12 protein-coding genes are annotated in these 16,888 nt (G+C 73.3%); 8 read left to right on the top strand and 4 right to left on the bottom strand.

The annotated features are described in order from the left end of the window. Positions 1–46: 46 nt before the first annotated feature. Entirely contained in the window at positions 47–802 is a 756-nt protein-coding gene (gene grpE, locus AB0877_RS17505) for a nucleotide exchange factor GrpE (protein WP_366609871.1), read from the bottom strand. A 48-nt stretch (positions 803–850) separates the two neighbouring features. After that, positions 851–2,719, bottom strand: coding sequence for a molecular chaperone DnaK (gene dnaK, locus AB0877_RS17510; RefSeq protein ID WP_366609872.1), 1,869 nt, complete (start codon positions 2,717–2,719; stop codon positions 851–853). Positions 2,720–2,939: 220 nt separating this feature from the next. Here dnaK and AB0877_RS17515 point away from each other — a divergent pair, with 220 nt between their 5' ends. From AB0877_RS17515 to AB0877_RS17525, 3 genes are read left to right on the top strand one after another with little or no spacing between them, the layout of a single operon-like run. Then, on the top strand, positions 2,940–4,760 hold the full coding sequence (locus tag AB0877_RS17515) for an ABC transporter (RefSeq protein ID WP_366609873.1): 1,821 nt from the start codon (positions 2,940–2,942) through the stop codon (positions 4,758–4,760). Continuing rightward, on the top strand, positions 4,757–6,442 hold the full coding sequence (locus AB0877_RS17520) for a GTPase (RefSeq protein ID WP_366609875.1): 1,686 nt from the start codon (positions 4,757–4,759) through the stop codon (positions 6,440–6,442). The genes AB0877_RS17515 and AB0877_RS17520 overlap by 4 nt, the downstream gene beginning before the upstream one ends. Before the next feature lie 57 nt (positions 6,443–6,499). Beyond that, on the top strand, positions 6,500–7,723 hold the full coding sequence (locus tag AB0877_RS17525) for a hypothetical protein (protein WP_366609876.1): 1,224 nt from the start codon (positions 6,500–6,502) through the stop codon (positions 7,721–7,723). A 20-nt stretch (positions 7,724–7,743) separates the two neighbouring features. On the opposite strand, the gene AB0877_RS17530 is transcribed toward AB0877_RS17525, so the two are convergent. Both AB0877_RS17530 and AB0877_RS17535 read right to left on the bottom strand, forming a co-directional pair. Then, positions 7,744–8,367 (bottom strand): phosphatase PAP2 family protein, encoded by a 624-nt coding sequence (locus AB0877_RS17530; RefSeq protein WP_366609877.1) that lies wholly within the window; start codon positions 8,365–8,367, stop codon positions 7,744–7,746. Positions 8,368–8,432: 65 nt separating this feature from the next. Then, positions 8,433–9,368 (bottom strand): hypothetical protein, encoded by a 936-nt coding sequence (locus AB0877_RS17535; protein WP_366609878.1) that lies wholly within the window; start codon positions 9,366–9,368, stop codon positions 8,433–8,435. A gap of 524 nt (positions 9,369–9,892) precedes the next feature. Between AB0877_RS17535 and pdhA the strand changes: the two genes are divergently transcribed. The 5 genes from pdhA to AB0877_RS17560 all read left to right on the top strand — a co-directional run bounded on the left by pdhA (position 9,893) and on the right by AB0877_RS17560 (position 16,884). Then, positions 9,893–11,068 (top strand): pyruvate dehydrogenase (acetyl-transferring) E1 component subunit alpha, encoded by a 1,176-nt coding sequence (gene pdhA / locus AB0877_RS17540; protein ID WP_366609880.1) that lies wholly within the window; start codon positions 9,893–9,895, stop codon positions 11,066–11,068. Next, positions 11,068–12,057, top strand: a complete 990-nt coding sequence (locus tag AB0877_RS17545) for an alpha-ketoacid dehydrogenase subunit beta (RefSeq protein ID WP_366609882.1) — start codon at positions 11,068–11,070, stop codon at positions 12,055–12,057. Before pdhA ends, AB0877_RS17545 begins: the two co-directional genes overlap by 1 nt. 5 nt (positions 12,058–12,062) lie before the next feature. Beyond that, positions 12,063–13,547, top strand: coding sequence for a dihydrolipoamide acetyltransferase family protein (locus AB0877_RS17550; RefSeq protein ID WP_366610260.1), 1,485 nt, complete (start codon positions 12,063–12,065; stop codon positions 13,545–13,547). A 219-nt stretch (positions 13,548–13,766) separates the two neighbouring features. Continuing rightward, positions 13,767–13,907: a hypothetical protein gene (locus AB0877_RS17555; protein WP_355004647.1), complete on the top strand. Its 141-nt coding sequence runs from the start codon at positions 13,767–13,769 to the stop codon at positions 13,905–13,907. A gap of 343 nt (positions 13,908–14,250) precedes the next feature. After that, a complete protein-coding gene (locus AB0877_RS17560) occupies positions 14,251–16,884 on the top strand; it encodes a hypothetical protein (RefSeq protein WP_366609883.1) in 2,634 nt (877 codons plus the stop codon). Positions 16,885–16,888: the final 4 nt, after the last annotated feature.

The raw sequence follows: 16,888 nt of genomic DNA on the forward strand, positions 1-16,888 counted from the left end.
GCCCACCGCTGGGCGGTGGGCGGGACGGCCTGCTCACTGTCTGGCACTATTCCGGATCCGCGACCGCGACCAGCGCGGGGCGCAGCAGCCGCTCACCGAGCTGGTAGCCGCGTCGCATGACCTGGACGCAGGTCGGCTCGCTGACGTCGGCCGAGGTCTGGTGCGCGACCGCCTCGTGCCGGGTCGGATCGAACGAGTCGCCCTGCTCGCCGAAGGCGTTCAGGCCGAACTTGCCCAGCGCGGTGGTGAGCTGTTCCGCCACCGTGCCGAACGGCCCGACCAGGTCGCCGTGTTCCCGGGCCCGGTCCAGGTCGTCCAGGATCGGCAGCAGCGCGGCCAGCACCGAGCCGGTCGCCTGCTCCTGCACGAGGCTGCGGTCCCGGTCGACCCGCTTGCGGTAGTTGGCGTACTCCGCCGACACCCGCTGGAGATCCCTGGTCCGCTCGTCCAGCTCGGCCCGGAGCGCCTCCAACTCGGCGCCGAGCGAGGTGCCCGCGCGGCCACCGTCCACCGGCTGCGCCGGGGCGTCCACCACCGCCGGACCGGACGGCTCCGGCCCGTCGGTGGAGTTGACCTCGACCTCGATCTCGTCGACCACGACCTCGGCGTCCTCGACCAGACCCTCGGCCGGCACGCCGGCCTCCGCGTCGGCGGCGGTTCCCTCCGGCTCGGCGGTGTCGACGAGCTTACGGTTGTTGCGGATGACGACCCGCTCCCCGTCGCCGGTCGGCTCCGTGGTCGCGGAGCCACCCGGCGTCGACCCGGTGTCGTCCGGGTCGGCGGCTCGTGGCTTCTGCGTCATGCGGCTACCTCATCCCCTTCGCGGTGGAAACGTGCCGGAGGCCGACGGTCACTTCTTGCCGTCCTCGTCCACGATTTCCGCGTCGACCACGTCGTCGGGGCCGCCGGCCTTCGGGCCGGTCGCACCGGTCGCGCCGGTCGCACCGGGGCCCGGCTCGCCACCCGGCTGCTGACCCTGCTCGGCCTGCTGCGAGTAGAGCAGCGAGCCAGCCTGCTGAGAGACCTGAGCCAGCTTCTCGTGCGCCGACTTGATCTTCTCGATGTCCTGACCGCCGAGGGCGCCGCGCAGCTCGCCGAGCGCCTCGTTGAGCTGCTCGCGGTTCTCGGTGGGCAGCTTGTCGCCGCTCTCGGCGAGGAACTTCTCGGTCTGCCACTGGAGCGCCTCGGCCACGTTGCGGGTCTCGGCGTCGTCGCGGCGGCGCTTGTCCTCCTCCGCGTGCTCCTCGGCGTCCCGGCGCATCCGCTCGATGTCGTCCTTCGGCAGCGAGGAGCCGCCGGTGATCGTCATCTTCTGTTCCTTGCCGGTGCCCAGGTCCTTGGCGTGCACGTTGACGATGCCGTTGGCGTCGATGTCGAACGCGACCTCGATCTGCGGCACGCCGCGCGGCGCCGGCGGGAGGCCGGTCAGCTCGAAGGTGCCGAGCTTCTTGTTGTACGCCGCGATCTCCCGCTCACCCTGGAACACCTGGATCAGCACCGACGGCTGGTTGTCGTCGGCCGTGGTGAAGACCTCGGAACGCTTGGTCGGGATGGTGGTGTTGCGCTCGATCAGCTTCGTGAAGATGCCGCCCTTGGTCTCGATGCCCAGGCTCAGCGGGGTCACGTCGAGCAGCAGGACGTCCTTGACCTCACCCTTGAGCACGCCGGCCTGGAGAGCGGCGCCGACGGCGACCACCTCGTCCGGGTTGACGCCCTTGTTGGGGTCACGACCGGTGAGCTGCTTGACCAGGTCGGTCACGGCGGGCATCCGGGTCGAACCACCGACCAGGATGACGTGCTCGACGTCGGAGATCTTGATCCCGGCGTCCTTCACGGCCTGCTCGAACGGGCCCTTGCAGCGGTCCAGCAGGTCCTGCGTCATCCGCTGGAACTCGGCGCGGCTCAGCGTCACGTCGAGGTGCAGCGGGCCGGCCGCGCCGGCGGTGATGTACGGCAGGTTGATGTTGGTGGTGGTGGCGGCGGACAGCTCGATCTTGGCCTTCTCGGCCGCCTCGCGGAGCCGCTGGAGGGCCATCTTGTCCTGTGAGAGGTCGATGCCGTGCTCACCACGGAACGTCTTGACCAGGTGGTCGATGATCCGCTGGTCCCAGTCGTCGCCACCGAGCTGGTTGTCACCGCTCGTCGACTTGACCTCGACGACGCCCTCGGCCAGCTCCAGCAGCGACACGTCGAAGGTGCCGCCACCGAGGTCGAAGACCAGGACGGTCTGCTCCTTGGAGCCCTTGTCCAGCCCGTACGCCAGGGCGGCCGCGGTCGGCTCGTTGACGATCCGCAGCACGTTGAAGCCGGCGATCTCACCGGCCTCCTTCGTCGCCTGGCGCTGGCTGTCGTTGAAGTAGGCCGGAACGGTGATCACCGCGTCGGTGATCTGCTCGCCCAGGTACGCCTCGGCGTCCCGCTTGAGCTTCATCAGCGTCCGGGCCGAGATCTCCTGCGGGGTGTACTTCTTGCCGTCGATGTCGACGGACCAGTTCGTGCCGACCTCGCGCTTGACCGACCGGATCGTCCGGTCCGGGTTGGTCACCGCTTGGCGCTTGGCGACCTCACCGACGAGCACCTCGCCGTTGCGGGCGAACGCGACGATCGAAGGAGTCGTCCGCGAACCCTCGGCGTTGGCGATGACGGTGGGCTCACCGCCCTCGAGAACGCTGACGCAGGAGTTCGTCGTGCCGAGGTCGATACCGACCGCACGTGCCATCTTCGCTTCCTCGCTTCGTAAGGTTGTGCAGGTGACGGGCATCGCCCGTGGGCTGCTGGCGAGCACCGCCCGCAGCGGGCCCCACCACAAGTTGAGTGAACTTGACTCAATAGTGCCACGCGTTGGCCAATCGTCAAGGTGACTTGAGTCAACCCGACGCAACCCAGCCGTTATTACCGTCCGGTTGTCTTCCCTTGCATCGGTCGGGCACGCTTTAGCGGTGACGACGCACGGCGATCCCGCCACCCGTTCCGGTGCGCCCGCCGTCGCAGCCCGCACCGACCCGCCGGCCGCCGCGGAGGAGCCCCCCGCCACCACCGGGGACGACAGCCTCCCCGGCGCACTGTCGGGCCTCCGGGAGGCGATCGGCGCGACCCGCTATCCCCTCGCGCTGCCCTCCGCCGGCTCCGCCCGGCACACCGCCACCGCACTCACCGACCAACTCGACGACTACCTGCTGCCCCGGCTCGCCCGGCTGGACGCCCCCCTGCTCGTGGTGGTCGGCGGCTCCACCGGCGCGGGTAAGTCGACCCTGGTCAACAGCCTGGTCAAGGCCCGGGTCAGCGCCGCCGGCGTGCTCCGGCCGACCACCCGCTCCCCGGTGCTGGTCTGCAACCCGTCCGACGCGGCCTGGTTTCGGCAGGGTGACCTCCTGCCCGGTCTGACCCGCACCACCGAGCCGAGCGACGACCCGCGGGCCCTGCACCTCGTCACCGCCCCGGCCCTGCCCGCCGGGCTGGCGTTCCTCGACGCGCCCGACATCGACTCGGTCGTCGACGCCAACCGGGCGCTCGCCACCCAACTGCTGGCCGCCGCCGACCTGTGGCTCTTCGTCACCACCGCCGCCCGGTACGCGGACGCGGTGCCCTGGGAGCTGCTGCGCAGCGCCCGGGCGCGCGGTGCCGTGATCGCCATGGTGCTGGACCGGGTGCCCGCGGAGGCCACCGACGAGATCGCCGCGCACCTGACCGAGATGCTCGCCGAGCAGGATCTCGGCCGGGCACCGCTGTTCGTGCTGCCCGAGACCTGGACCGACGGTCAGGGGCTGCTGCCAGAGGGAGTCACCGCCCCCCTCGCCGACTGGTTCGCCCGGTTGGCCGCCGACGCGGACGCGCGGGCCGCGGTGGTCCGCCAGACCCTCGACGGGGCGCTGGCCGCGCTCCACCCCACCGTGGAGGCTCTGGCCGACGCCGCCGATGAGCAGCTCGCCGCCGCCGACGGGCTGGACGAACGGGTCCGGGCCGCCTACCGGGGTGCCGAGCGCACCGTCGAGCAGGGGCTCCAGGACGGCCGGCTGCTCCGGGGTGAGGTGCTCGCCCGCTGGCAGGAGTTCGTCGGCACCGGCGAGCTGTTCCGCACGCTGGAGGCACGGATCGGCCGCCTGCGGGACCGGGTCGTGGCCGCCGTCACCGGTCGGCCGGCGCCCGCCGTCGAGCTGCGCAACGCCATCGAGTCCCAACTGGTGACGCTGCTGCGCGGGGTGGCCTCGGAGGCCGCCGAGTCCGCGTACACCGGGTGGAAGGCACACCCGGCCGGTGCCGGGCTGCTCGACCCGGCGCTCGCCCACCCGAGCGACGACCTACCCGAACGCGCCGAGCGCATGGTCCGGGACTGGCAGCGCGGAGTGCTGGAACTCGTCCGGGTCGAGGGCGGTGACAAGCGGTTCGTGGCCCGCACCGCCGCGTACGCGGTGAACGCCACCGGGCTGGCCGTGATGATCGCCGTCTTCGCCTCCACCGCGTTCATCCCGACCGGGCTGGAGCTGGCCACCGGTGCCGGCACCACTGTCGCCGCCCAGGCCGTCCTCCAGGCGATCTTCGGGGACCAGGCGGTGCGCACCCTCGCCGCAAAGGCCCGTACCGACCTGCTGGCCCGGGTGCGGACGCTGCTCGACGCGGAGGCCGACCGTTTCCTCAGCCGCACCGCCGACGCCCGCCCCGCCGCGGACGCCGGCGACGACCTGCGCCGGGCCGCCGGTCGGGTCGAGCTGGCCCGGCACCGCAGCGGCCTGTCCGCCGCCGACGAGGAGGGTTCCCGGTGAGCAACATCGCCGGCCGGGTACGCGAGGTGTTCCGCGGGGACCAGCGGGTCGATGCCGACGCGCTGATCGCCCGCCTGGACGCGGTACGCCGGTTCCTGAGCGCCGTGGACGGTCTGCTGCCGGACGCCGACCTGGTGCCCGCACACACCCTGGTCGAACGGGCCGGCACCCGGCTCGCGCTGTCCCGGGACCACACCGTGGTCGCCCTGGCCGGTGCCACGGGCAGCGGCAAGTCCAGCCTCTTCAACGCGTTGGCCCAACTGGAACTCTCGCCGGTCGGGGTGCGCCGGCCGACCACCGGCGTCACCCACGCCTGCGTGTGGGGGCCACTGGAGGGCGCCAACCACCTGCTCGACTGGATCGGCGTACTGCCCCGGCACCGCTTCGTCCGGGAGAGCGCCCTGGACGCGGACGACGAGACGGCCCTGCACGGGCTGATCCTGCTCGACCTGCCCGACTTCGACTCGGTGCAGCGATCGCACCGGCTCGAGGTGGACCGACTCCTCGGCCTGGTCGACCAGGTGGTCTGGGTGGTCGACCCGCAGAAGTACGCCGACCGGGTCATCCACGACAGCTACCTGCGCGAGTTCCACCGGCACCGCGAGGTCACCCTGGTCGTGCTCAACCAGGCCGACCGGCTGCCCCCGGCCGAGGTGCCCCGCGTCCTGGACGACCTGCGTCGGCTGCTCGACACGGACGGGCTGACCGGGGTGCCCCTGCTGGCCACCACCGCCATCGATCCGGCCGGAATGGTCGGACTGCGCAACGCGCTGGAGCGCACGGTCGCCGAGCGGCAGGCCGCGTTGCGGCGACTCGCGGGTGACGTCGACACGGTCGTCGCCGGCCTGGACGAGCTGGTCGGTTCGGCGCGGCCGGCGGGCGGGCCGGACGACGCCGCCGTCAACGGGCTGAACCGGGCGCTGGCCGGGGCGGCCGGGGTGCCGGCGGTGACCGAGGCCGTGGAACGGGCGTACCGGCATCGGGCCGGCGCGGCAACGGGCTGGCCCGTGGTTCGGGGCTGGCGGCGGTTGCGACCCGACCCGCTGCGTCGGCTGCACCTGCCCGGCCCGACCGGTGACCAGGCCGACCCGGCGGAGAGCCTGGTGGCGGCCACCTCGGTACCGGACCCGACGGCCGCCCAGCGTTCGGCGCTCGGCCTCGCCATCCGCGCGGTGGCCGACCGGGCCGCCGGCGACCTGCCCGCGGCCTGGCCCGGCGCGGTGACCTCCGCCGCCCGGTCCCGCCTCGGCGACCTGCCGGACGCCCTGGATCGCACGATCGCCGGCACCGACCTCGGCCTGGACCGTCGCCCGGTGTGGTGGCGGCTCGTCGGTGGTGTGCAGTGGTTGGTCACCCTCGCCGCCGTCGTCGGGCTGGGCTGGCTGGTGCTCGGCTACGCGCTGCGGGCGCTCGGCCTGCCCGCGCTGGACAACCCGATGGTCGGCCAGGTTCCGCTGCCCACCGTCCTGCTGCTCGGCGGCCTGCTGGCCGGGCTGCTGGTGGCGGCGCTGACCCGACCGGTGGTGCGCTGGGCCGCCCGGCGCGCCCGGGCCCGCGCCGACCAGCGGCTGACGGCACGGGTCGCCCAGGTGGGCGACGAGTACGTGCTGACACCGGTACGAACCGTGCTCGGCTCGTACGCCGAGGCCCGCGACGCGCTGCGGGATGCCGCACGCCGCTGACGCTCCGCAGGGCTCGCTACCGCTCTGCGTACGCCCCGGGCGGCGTAGGGTCGGAGCATGGCCACGCCTCAGACCCCCTACGACGCGGTGCTGCACGCCGCACGCGACGTGACCAAGCTGGAGTCCGCCCTCGACGCCGAGATGCTCGGCAGCGCTTTGCTGGGCAGTGTCTACGCGATCGCGGAGACCGACCGCGACGCCGCCGTACGGGAGTTCGTCACCGGCTTCCTCGCCGCCACCGCCCGCCGCAGGGTCGCGGCGGCGACCACCATCCGGCAGGTCTTCGCCACCCTCGTTCCGACCGCCGAGGGCGCCGATCGGGTGCGCCCGGGCAGCCAGGCACCCACCTGGACGTCCCAGCTCGGCCGGGTGCACCTCACCGGCACCTGGGCGTACGGCGACGTGTACGGCGACCAGACCTCGTACCTCGCGACCTTCGCCTACGACGACGAGGCCGGCGGCTCGGAGCACGCGCTGGTGGCCCTGGTGGACCACAACATCGGGATCACCAAGGACATCTTCGTGGGCGGGCCGGGCGAACGGATCCTGGACCAGGTCCGGCAGATGTGCGCCGACGACGAGCTGACCTGGTTCCGTACCGAAGATCCGGCCCGGTTCCGGGGCGAGGTGGCTCGCCATCTGGCGGTCACCGACGACCTGGGCGAGCTGCCCGGCGAGGGGTCGCTCGCCACCGACCGGGCGTTGGTCGGTGCCCGGCTGGCGATGCTGCCCACCGCGGCCGACCCGACCGGCCCGGCGGAGGTCGAGCCGCTCTCCGCGGCCGAGCGCACCGACCTGGTCCGGCGGTTCCTCGCCGCGCCGGAGGCCGCCCGCTTCGGACTGGACACCGTCGACGGCCCGGAGCTGGCCTCCCTGCACTTCTGCCTGAGCCTGCTGCTGGACCACTCGGCGAGCTTCCCGGACGCCGATCCGATGCGCTGGAGTCCCGCCGTGTCGGGGCTCTTCCTGCTGGACTGGGTGCACCGCCGGGCCGTGCTGGACATGGACGACGCGGCGATGCTCCCCCGGGTGCTGCGGGCCTGGGCGCGGTACGCGTCGCGCCAGCGCGGGCTGCCCGAGGCGGCGACGACGCGCACCGACGAGGCGATCGAGGAGATGGTGCCGGAGTTCGCCCGCCTCTACTCGACCGGTGAGCGGCGCAGCGCGGCCACCGCCGCCGTGGCGCAGCTGATGGCCGACGGGGTGGATCCGGACGACCCGGCCGCGCTGGACGCGTGGATCGAGGCGAACCGCCACCGCCTCGCCGACGACGGAGCCTGACGGCGTCAGAGGGTGAGCGCCTAGCGCAGCGAGCCGAAGATCACCGCGGCGATCAGGGCGCCGAGCGCACCGCCGGTCAGCACCTGTGCCAGCGTGTGGTCTCTCAGCCGTACCCGGGACCAGCCGACCACCGCCAGCAGCGGTGCGGCGACGACCAGCCGGGTCCCGAAGGTCAGCATCAGGATGACCAGCGTGCCGGCGGCCACCGCCGAGTGGATCGACATCTTCCACCAGTGGCTGACCGACACGGCGACGACGAGGCCGACGAGGCCGGACACCGCCAGTGCCAGCAACGGGCGGGGCGCGCCGAGCACGGCCAGCAGGGCGAGCCCCGCCGTGACCGAACCGAGGCCGACCAGCAGCGGGGCCCGGCGCTGCTCCCGGCGGCCGACGTGGTGGTCGGTGAGCCGGCCTCGGCGTACCCCGCCGAGGATGTAGGCGAACGGAATGCCGGTGACGAAGAGAGTGGCGAGCAGACCCCAGACGAGGCCCTGACCGGGGCGGCTGGCGCTGCGCCAGCTCACCGTGATGATCAGCAGCGACACGAGGACCGCCGGGGCGGTCACCTCGGTGACCAGCCGGGCGATCCGCAGCCCCGGGCCGGGCCGGGTGGTGACCGGGCGGGGTTCCGCACCGCCGCCCACGTCACCCCCTCCGGTACGCGCCTACCGCCGAGCGCCTCCGTCGTCGGACGGGCCGCGCCTGATCGTCACCGTACCGTCGGCGGGACCGCGGGGTACGTCGGTCCGGCCGGTGGCGCCGGGCTCACGCTGGGCGTCGGTGCGACGGCCGACGGGATCACCGGGCCGGGCCGGTGGGACGGAACCGCGGGCGGCGTGGGTGTGGGGGCGGGGACGGACCGGGTGCTGGTCGGCACGGCGGTGGCTGTCGCGTCGTCGGTCGGCGTGGGCGTCGGGTCCACCGTCAGGGTCGGGGTCGGGTCGGGATCGGCCGAGCTGGAAGGGCCCGGCGAGTCGGTCGGGTCCGGGTCCGCCGAGTCGGTCGGGTCCGGGTCGGTCGGGTCCGGGCCTGGCGAATCGGGCGGGTCGGTCGGGTCGGGTGGAACGGTGGGGTCGGGTGGAACGGTCGGGTCCGGCGGAACGGTCGGGTCCGGCGGAACGGTCGGGTCCGGCGGAACGGTCGGGTCCGGGTCGGTCGGGGGTGGCGGAGCGACGGGCGGGGGTACCGGCGGCGAAGTGCTCCGCGTGGGTCTTGGTGCCACCGGCGGGGCGGTCGTCCACCGGTCGGGCCCGGGATCGGCGGCGGCGGGCCCTCCCCGCGTGTGCGACGGCGCGGCCGGCAGCCAGCCGCTGGTCGGGCCGACGCTGGGTGTGCCGAGCGGGGGAAGCGCCGGTTGACTGGTCATCGGCATGGGGATCACCACCGGCCCGACGGACGGGGTCGGCAGGAACGGCGTGCTGCTGTCCGGTAGGGCGGTGCTGCCCGGGGTGGCCGAGCCCGCGCTGATCGCGGCGAGGATGGGCATCGACGCCGTGCCGGCCAGCAGCGCGACGGTGAGCAGGTAACCGCGGGAGGGGCCACCCGAGCCGGGGGCCCGGTGGACACCGACCACCCGGCGATAGCCGCCGGCCGACCGGTGCCGCCCAAGCGCTGGTGTGCCGGGTCCGTCGCCTGGCTCGTACACCGCACACCCCTAGTCGTCGGCCGTCGGAAGACATGAACGGACGCCGCCGTAGGGTAAAACCTGACAAATAACCCGTTAGGCGCGATCCTGCGGGAATCAGCCTGGCGCAGTCACCCTGAGTCAGCCAACCTCCACCGCGTGTCGACACGCGGTGCTACCCGAACGGTGACGAATCGTGCCGCAACGCATGGGAAACGCCGGCCGGCATGATGGCGACAAACAGCGTCAAAGCATGGGCAGTCGGATTGCGGAGGCGGGCGTACTGTGGGCGCGCTCACCTGCTCTGCGAATATGGAGCACGACGGCAACGCAGCCGTGACCTCCGCGCACCCTCGCGGCAGGCGCGGTTGAGCGCCGGCGCTCCCGATCCGGGTTCGGCCAGACCCCGGATCACGCCGTGCGGCAACCCCCACCGGGGCTAGGCGCGGCCGCCAGGAACCGGTCCGGCAGCAGCCGGGCAGGCGCACGAGTTGCGCGGCCGGGTGACCCCCCGGTGCCGACGCAGACACGACAGGGAGACACCGATGGCAAAGGGCGACCCCGGGGGCACCACCCGCAGCAGGCGGGCTGCACCCCGCTCCAGGAAGGGCGCGGCCGGCGACCCCGCGCTGGTCCAGCTACTCACTCCCGAAGGCGAGCGGATCGACAGCGCCATCGGGCCCGACGGCACCGAGTACCGCGTCGACTTCACCGACGAGGAATACCGCGGCCTCTACCGCGACCTGGTGCTGGTCCGGAAGCTGGACGCCGAGGCGACCGCTCTCCAGCGTCAGGGCGAGCTGGGCCTGTGGGCCAGCCTGCTCGGCCAGGAAGCCGCCCAGGTCGGCTCCGGGCGGGCGCTGCGTACCCAGGACATGGCCTTCCCGACCTACCGGGAGCACGGCGTCCTCTACTGCCGGGGCATCGACCCGATCATGCCGCTCGGCCTGTTCCGTGGCGTCGACCAGGGCGGCTGGGACCCGAACGAGTTCAAGTTCAACATGTACACGATCGTCATCGGGGCGCAGACCCTGCACGCGACCGGCTACGCGATGGGGATCACCATCGACGGCAAGACCGGCACCGACGACGGCGAGGCGGCGATCGCCTACTTCGGCGACGGCGCCACCAGCCAGGGCGACGTGAACGAGGCGTTCGTCTGGGCCAGCGTGTTCAACGCGCCACTGGTCTTCTTCTGCCAGAACAACCAGTACGCGATCTCCGAGCCGCTGGAGCGGCAGACCCGGGTCCCCCTCTACCAGCGGGCCGCCGGCTTCGGCTTCCCCGGTGTACGGGTCGACGGCAACGACGTGCTCGCCACGTACGCGGTCACCCGCACCGCGCTGGACAACGCCCGCCTCGGGCAGGGCCCAAGCCTGATCGAGGCGTACACCTACCGGATGGGCGCGCACACCACCTCCGACGACCCGACCCGCTACCGCATCGCCAGCGAGGTCGAGGCGTGGCAGGCCAAGGACCCGATCGCCCGGGTCAAGGCCTTCCTGGAGAAGCAGCAGATCGCCGACGCGGGCTTCTTCGCCGAGGTCGACGAGCAGGCTCGCCGCGAGTCGGTGCACCTGCGCGAGCGGGTGCTCGAAATGCCGAACCCGGAGCCGGTGACGATGTTCGACCACGTCTACCCCAACGGGTCTCCGCTGCTCGACGAGCAGCGCGCGAAGTTCAGCCGCTACATGGAGTCGTTCGAGGGGAGCGCCCACTGATGGCCACGGAGACGCTCACCATCGGAAAGGCCCTCAACACCGGTCTGCGCCGCGCCCTGGAGAACGACCCCAAGGTCGTCATCATGGGCGAGGACGTCGGCAAGCTCGGCGGCGTCTTCCGGATCACCGACGGCCTCCAGAAGGACTTCGGCGACCAGCGGGTGATCGACACCCCGTTGGCCGAGTCCGGCATCATCGGCACCGCTGTCGGTCTGGCCATCCGCGGCTACCGGCCGGTCTGCGAGATCCAGTTCGACGGCTTCGTCTACCCCGCGTACGACCAGATCGTGTCGCAGGTGGCGAAGATGCACTACCGCTCGGGCGGCAAGCTCAGCATCCCCATGGTGATCCGGATCCCGTTCGGCGGCGGCATCGGCGCGGTCGAGCACCACTCCGAGTCGCCGGAGGCGTACTTCGCGCACACCGCCGGCCTGAAGGTGGTGACCTGCTCCAACCCGCAGGACGCGTACGTGATGATCCAGCAGGCCATCGCCTCGGACGACCCGATCGTCTTCCTGGAGCCCAAGCGGCGCTACTGGGAGAAGGGCCAGGTCGACCTGGACGCGCCGCTGTCCGACGCGTACCCCCTGCACTCGGCCCGGGTCGTGCGGCCCGGCACCGACGTCACCGTGCTGGCCTACGGCCCGATGGTGCGGACGTGCCTGGAGGCGGCGACCGCCGCCGCCGAGGACGGCCGGGAGTTGGAGGTCATCGACCTGCGCTCGCTCTCACCGCTGGACCTGACTGCGGCGTACGAGTCGGTGAAGCGCACCGGCCGGGTGGTCGTGGTGCACGAGGCGCCGTCCAACATCGGCCTCGGCGCCGAGTTGGCCGCCCGGATCACCGAGGAGTGCTTCTACTCCCTGGAGTCGCCCGTGCTGCGGGTGACCGGCTTCGACACCCCCTACCCGGCCGCCCGGGTGGAGGAGGAGTACCTGCCCGACCTCGATCGGGTGCTCGACGCCGTCGACCGCACCTTCGGTTGGTGAGCGACATGTCCCGGATCAAGACGTTCAACCTGCCCGACCTGGGCGAGGGGCTGACCGAGGGCGAGATCCTGGCCTGGCTGGTCAAGGTCGGCGACACCATCGAGCTGAACCAGCCGATCGTCGAGGTGGAGACGGCGAAGGCGGCCGTGGAGATCCCGGCGAAGTGGGCCGGGCAGGTCCAGGCGATCCACCACCCGGAGGGCACCACGGTCGAGGTCGGTACGCCGATCATCGCGATCGACACCGACCCGGGTGCCGGGCCGCTGGAGGCGCCGTCGACCACCGCCACGCCCAGCGGTGACCTGCCGACCCCGTCGGCGGCCTCGCTGGCGGCGGTGGAGGTGGCACCGGCCGAGGGCATGATCGAACCCGGTCTGATCGGCGGTGCGGCCCCGGGCGGGCGGACCGCGGTGCTGGTCGGCTACGGCCCCCGCACGACATCCGCGAAGCGCCGCCCCCGCAAGAACACCGTCCCCGCTGGGGCCGCGGCCTCCGCTGGGGTCGATCATGGAGTTGTGGTGGGTGACAAACCGGCCCCGACTCCCACGATTCCGGCACCACAAGTCCATGATCGACGCCGCGGAGCGAGCGGCGGGGCGAGCGGCGGGGTCGTGCTGGCCAAGCCGCCGGTGCGCAAGCTCGCCAAGGATCTCGGGGTCGACCTCGCCACGGTGACCGGGTCGGGGCTGCTCGGCTCGATCACCCGGGAGGACGTGCAGGCGGCGGCGAGCGGTGCGAGCGTCGTGGTCGCCGAGCCGATCGCGGCGACGGCGGCGCCCAGCTTCGGCGCGGACCGGGAGCAGCGCATCCCGGTCAAGGGCGTCCGCAAGCTGACCGCCGAGAACATGTCCCGCTCGGCGTTCACCGCCCCCCACGTGACGGAGTTCCTGACCGTCGACGTGACCCGGGCGATGAAGGCCCTGGACCGGCTGCGCGGCCGGCGGGAGTGGCGCGACGTACGGGTCTCGCCGCTGCTGCTGGTGGCGAAGGCGGTGCTGCTGGCGGTGCAACGGCACCCGATGGTCAACTCGACCTGGGCGGGCGACGAGATCGTGGTCAAGGAGTACGTCAACCTCGGCATCGCGGCGGCCACCGAGCGCGGTCTGATCGTGCCCAACGTCAAGGACGCCGGCCGCCTCTCGCTGCGGGAGTTGGCGGATGCGCTGACCGACCTGGTGCAGACGGCGAAGTCCGGGCGCACCTCGCCCGCGGCCATGTCCGGCGGCACCCTGACCATCACCAACGTTGGTGTGTTCGGGGTGGACACCGGCACCCCGATCCTGCCGCCGGGTGAGTCCGCGATCCTGGCCTTCGGCGCGGTGCGGGAGATGCCCTGGGTGCACAAGGGCAAGGTCAAGGTTCGCCAGGTCACCACGCTGGGGCTGAGCTTCGACCACCGGATCGTCGACGGTGAGTTGGGCTCGAAGTTCCTGCGGGACGTCGGTGACTTCCTCACGGATCCGGAGGCGGCGCTGCTCGCCTGGACCTGATCGTTTCAGAACGCCAGCCACGGCCGGTGTGCCACGGGTTAACGCCCGGCACACCGGCCGTGTCCGTTGGGCGAAGGAACCATCGGCCAAGCAGCCTGTTGACCTTTGATTGTTAGGCAGGTGTCCCAGCTCACCTAATAATCGATGGAATTTCGCTGCCTTCTGCTGTTGAATAGATGCATCAGGGGCTGACAACCGAATAGCTAGGGGAACCCACCAATGAGCAGCATGATCGAGCGAATCCGCAACCACCGCGACGCGACCCGCCGCGCCCGTGCCATCGAGCACGCGCTGCGCTCGGCGAACTCGCCGGCGGTTCGCGAGGAAATCCTCGTCATCGCCCAGCGTCACATGAGCTGACGCTCCACTACATTCCTCACCTCCTCCAGATCGATGGCCCACCCGGCCCACCGGGTGGGCCATCGGCGTTTCCCAACCACCACCACCGGGATTCCGCCCTGCCGCAGCGCCCGGTACGGTGGGCTTCGGTCGTCGCCCGCCGACCCGGCAGAGGCCGAGCCGACAAGAACTGCTCGACATCAACCGGCCACGGTGAGTGACGACCAGTGCTCCTTGGACGGTTCGTGCCACCACCCGATACCGTGCGGGGAGCCGGCACAGCGGTACGCCGGTGACGCCGGCAGCCACGCCGAGGAGACCGATCGGCACCGGCGAGCCGACATGTGATGGAGGAGGCGCACCCATGACGTCCGAGGGCCCGCACCGACCCGGCCAGGAGCCGGACGAGGTGTCACCGGGCGCCGGCGGACCGGCGCCGTACGGCGACCGCCCGGCGCAGCCGGACAACGGCAACAACGCCGCCGGCCCCGACCTGGGCTGGGCACCCCCGCCCCCGGCGCGACCGAACCCGTCGGCACCGGCATGGGCGACCCAGCCCGAGCAGCCGCCGGCCCCCGCCTGGGGTGCCGCCGCGCAGCCCAACGACCCGGCGCAGCCCGCCTGGGCCGCCGGTGGTGGCGCGAGCGAGCCGCCGCAGCAGCAGCCCGGCGCATGGTCCGGCAACGACGGCGCGCCGACTCCGGCACAGCCCGAACCCTGGGCCGCGCAGCAGCAGGGCTGGACGCCCGCCGAGCAGAGCGCACCCGCACCGGCCTGGACGCCCAACGCCCCCGCTGAGCAGCCGGACTGGGTGCAGGCCCAGCCGGCCGCACGGGGCGCCGCGCAGGTTCCCCCGGCCACCGCCGCCTGGCCCGCCCAGGAGGACCCGGCCAGCGGCTGGGGCGGCGGGGCGCAGGCCAACCCGCCCGCAGCCGACTGGCGGGCTACCGAATCTCCGCAGTCCGACGCACCGCAGGCCGCCGCCTGGTCCGGCGGTGCCCAGCAGGACCAGGCCACCGGCAACGGCGGCTGGCCCGCCGCTGGCGCCGCCCGCGACGACCAGCCGGTGTGGACGCCGGCGGAGCAGTCGCCGCCGGCCTGGGGCCAGCCCGCCGAAGCGACCGAGCAGCCCGCCCCCGGCTGGGGTCAGGCCGCCCAGCCGAGCCCGGCCCGTGGCGCCGCCCAGGTCCCGGCCCCGACGACGAACTGGCCCGCGCAGGACGATCCGGCCAACTCCGGCGGGTGGGCCGCGCAGCAGCAGCAACAGCAGCAGGCACAGCCCGCATCGTGGAACGACGGCAACGACGCGCGGCAGGACCAGCCCGCGCAGCCGGCCGCCTGGGCTGAGGCCGAGGGCCGTCCACAGCAGCCCGACTGGGTGCTCGCCCAGCCAGACCAACCGACCGAGCGGCCGGAGCAGGCCGGGTGGCCCCAGGCCGAGCCGAGCAACCTCCCCGCCCGTGCCAGCGCCAGCGTGCCCACCAGCGGCGGCGCGCCCAACTGGGCCGCCGGCCCGGACAATGCCGCGAAGGGCAACTCCGGCGGCGTGCCGGAGGCCGAGCCGTGGGCCCCCGGTGAGGTGTGGGGTCGCGCGGAGGCCGAGGCTTCCGCCCAGTCCCGTGGAGGCTGGGAGGCGGACCGCGGCGACGAGGCACCGGCCTACCAGCCCGGGCCCGCGCCGGGCATCTCGCCGGCGAACGCGGTGCCGCTGCCCCCGCAGGAGCAGCGCGTCCCGGGCGCCAGCCTGGCCGCCGTCCCGCCGTCCGACTACGCGCCCCAGGCCCAGTTCGCTCCGATCCCCGAGCAGCCCGCCTACGCCGAGCGGGAGACCCCGGACGCCGCCGGGCAGTACGGTGGCCGCCCCGAGGACGTCTCCGGGAGCGGCGCGGTGGTGCCCGCCCCGCGCACCTCGCCCGAGTCCGGAGCGGGCCGCGCGGTCGTACCGGTATCCGACGCCGAGTCGGCGGCCCGCGCCACGGCGAGCGCCTCGGTGCCGCTCGCCAGCCGGGTGATGCCCCCGACCGACCAGGCCATCCGACCGACCGGCACGGCCAACCCGCAACCCCGGGTGTACGGCCGTCCGGCCCGACCGGAGCCCGAGGCCGAGCCGGAGCCGGAGGCGTTCCAGGGCGACCCGGGAACGGACCGTCAGGGTGCTCCGGAGTGGCAGAACGACGCGCCACGACAGGCCACGCCCGACTGGCAGCACGAGGAGCAGCGGCAGGCTGGGTCCGGCTGGGGCGGCGAGCCCCCGGCCGATCCGCGCTTCGACGACCGGCAGGCCGCGCCGAACGCGTTCAACGAGGCACCGCCGGCGTTCCCGCCCGGCGTGCCGTCCTTCGTCGACGCCCCCGGCAACAACAGGCCGGTGAACGGCACCCGCCCGCACTCGGGTAACGAGCCGCCGGCGGACCAGTTCGGCGGCCCCGGGGCACCTGCCGCCGGCACCGCGAACGCAACGGCGACCTTCGGTGCGCCGAACTTCGGTGGCCCGGGCTCCGGCACGCCGGGCTTCGGCGGGCCGGCGAACGAACCGGTGCCGGGCGGCGGTTTCCCGCCGTCGTTCCCGCCGCCGCCCGCGTCGTCGTGGGGCCAGGAGGCCGGCCAGGCGGACCAGGGTCGGTTCGACGCGTTCAAGCCGGACGCGGTCGACGAGCCGAAGGTGGAACCACCGACGCCGAAGGTACGCAACGGCCGGGTGCTGGCCGCGGTGCTGATCGCCGCGATGCTCATCCTGGCGGTGCCACTCGGCCTGCTGCTGCTGCTCGGCAAGGTCGGCGGGGACGACGCGCCGGCCTTCGACCCGGCGGTCGGCACCTGCGTGAAGCAGTCCGGGCAGGCCGGCGCCTCGGCGGCGGACTGCGGCGAGGCGGGCGCGTTCACGATCGTCTCGAAGGTGGACGCCAAGGAGAAGTGCACCGACACGACGCAGCCCCACGTGGTGTTGCCGGGTGAGGGCGCCAACCGGGTGCTCTGCCTGAAGCCGGCCACGAAGTAGCCGC

This window comes from Micromonospora sp. NPDC047644, assembly GCF_040704315.1.
In the GTDB taxonomy this organism is placed as follows: Bacteria; Actinomycetota; Actinomycetes; order Mycobacteriales; family Micromonosporaceae; genus Micromonospora.

Excerpts from the sequence above, each read along its gene's own strand:
- grpE (WP_366609871.1), bottom strand. The coding sequence starts at position 802 with ATGACGCAGAAGCCACGAGCCGCCGACCCGGACGACACCGGGTCGACG.
- dnaK (WP_366609872.1), bottom strand. The coding sequence starts at position 2,719 with ATGGCACGTGCGGTCGGTATCGACCTCGGCACGACGAACTCCTGCGTC.
- AB0877_RS17525 (WP_366609876.1), top strand. The coding sequence starts at position 6,500 with ATGGCCACGCCTCAGACCCCCTACGACGCGGTGCTGCACGCCGCACGC.
- pdhA (WP_366609880.1), top strand. The coding sequence starts at position 9,893 with ATGGCAAAGGGCGACCCCGGGGGCACCACCCGCAGCAGGCGGGCTGCA.
- AB0877_RS17545 (WP_366609882.1), top strand. The coding sequence starts at position 11,068 with ATGGCCACGGAGACGCTCACCATCGGAAAGGCCCTCAACACCGGTCTG.
- AB0877_RS17550 (WP_366610260.1), top strand. The coding sequence starts at position 12,063 with ATGTCCCGGATCAAGACGTTCAACCTGCCCGACCTGGGCGAGGGGCTG.
- AB0877_RS17555 (WP_355004647.1), top strand. The coding sequence starts at position 13,767 with ATGAGCAGCATGATCGAGCGAATCCGCAACCACCGCGACGCGACCCGC.
- AB0877_RS17560 (WP_366609883.1), top strand. The coding sequence starts at position 14,251 with ATGACGTCCGAGGGCCCGCACCGACCCGGCCAGGAGCCGGACGAGGTG.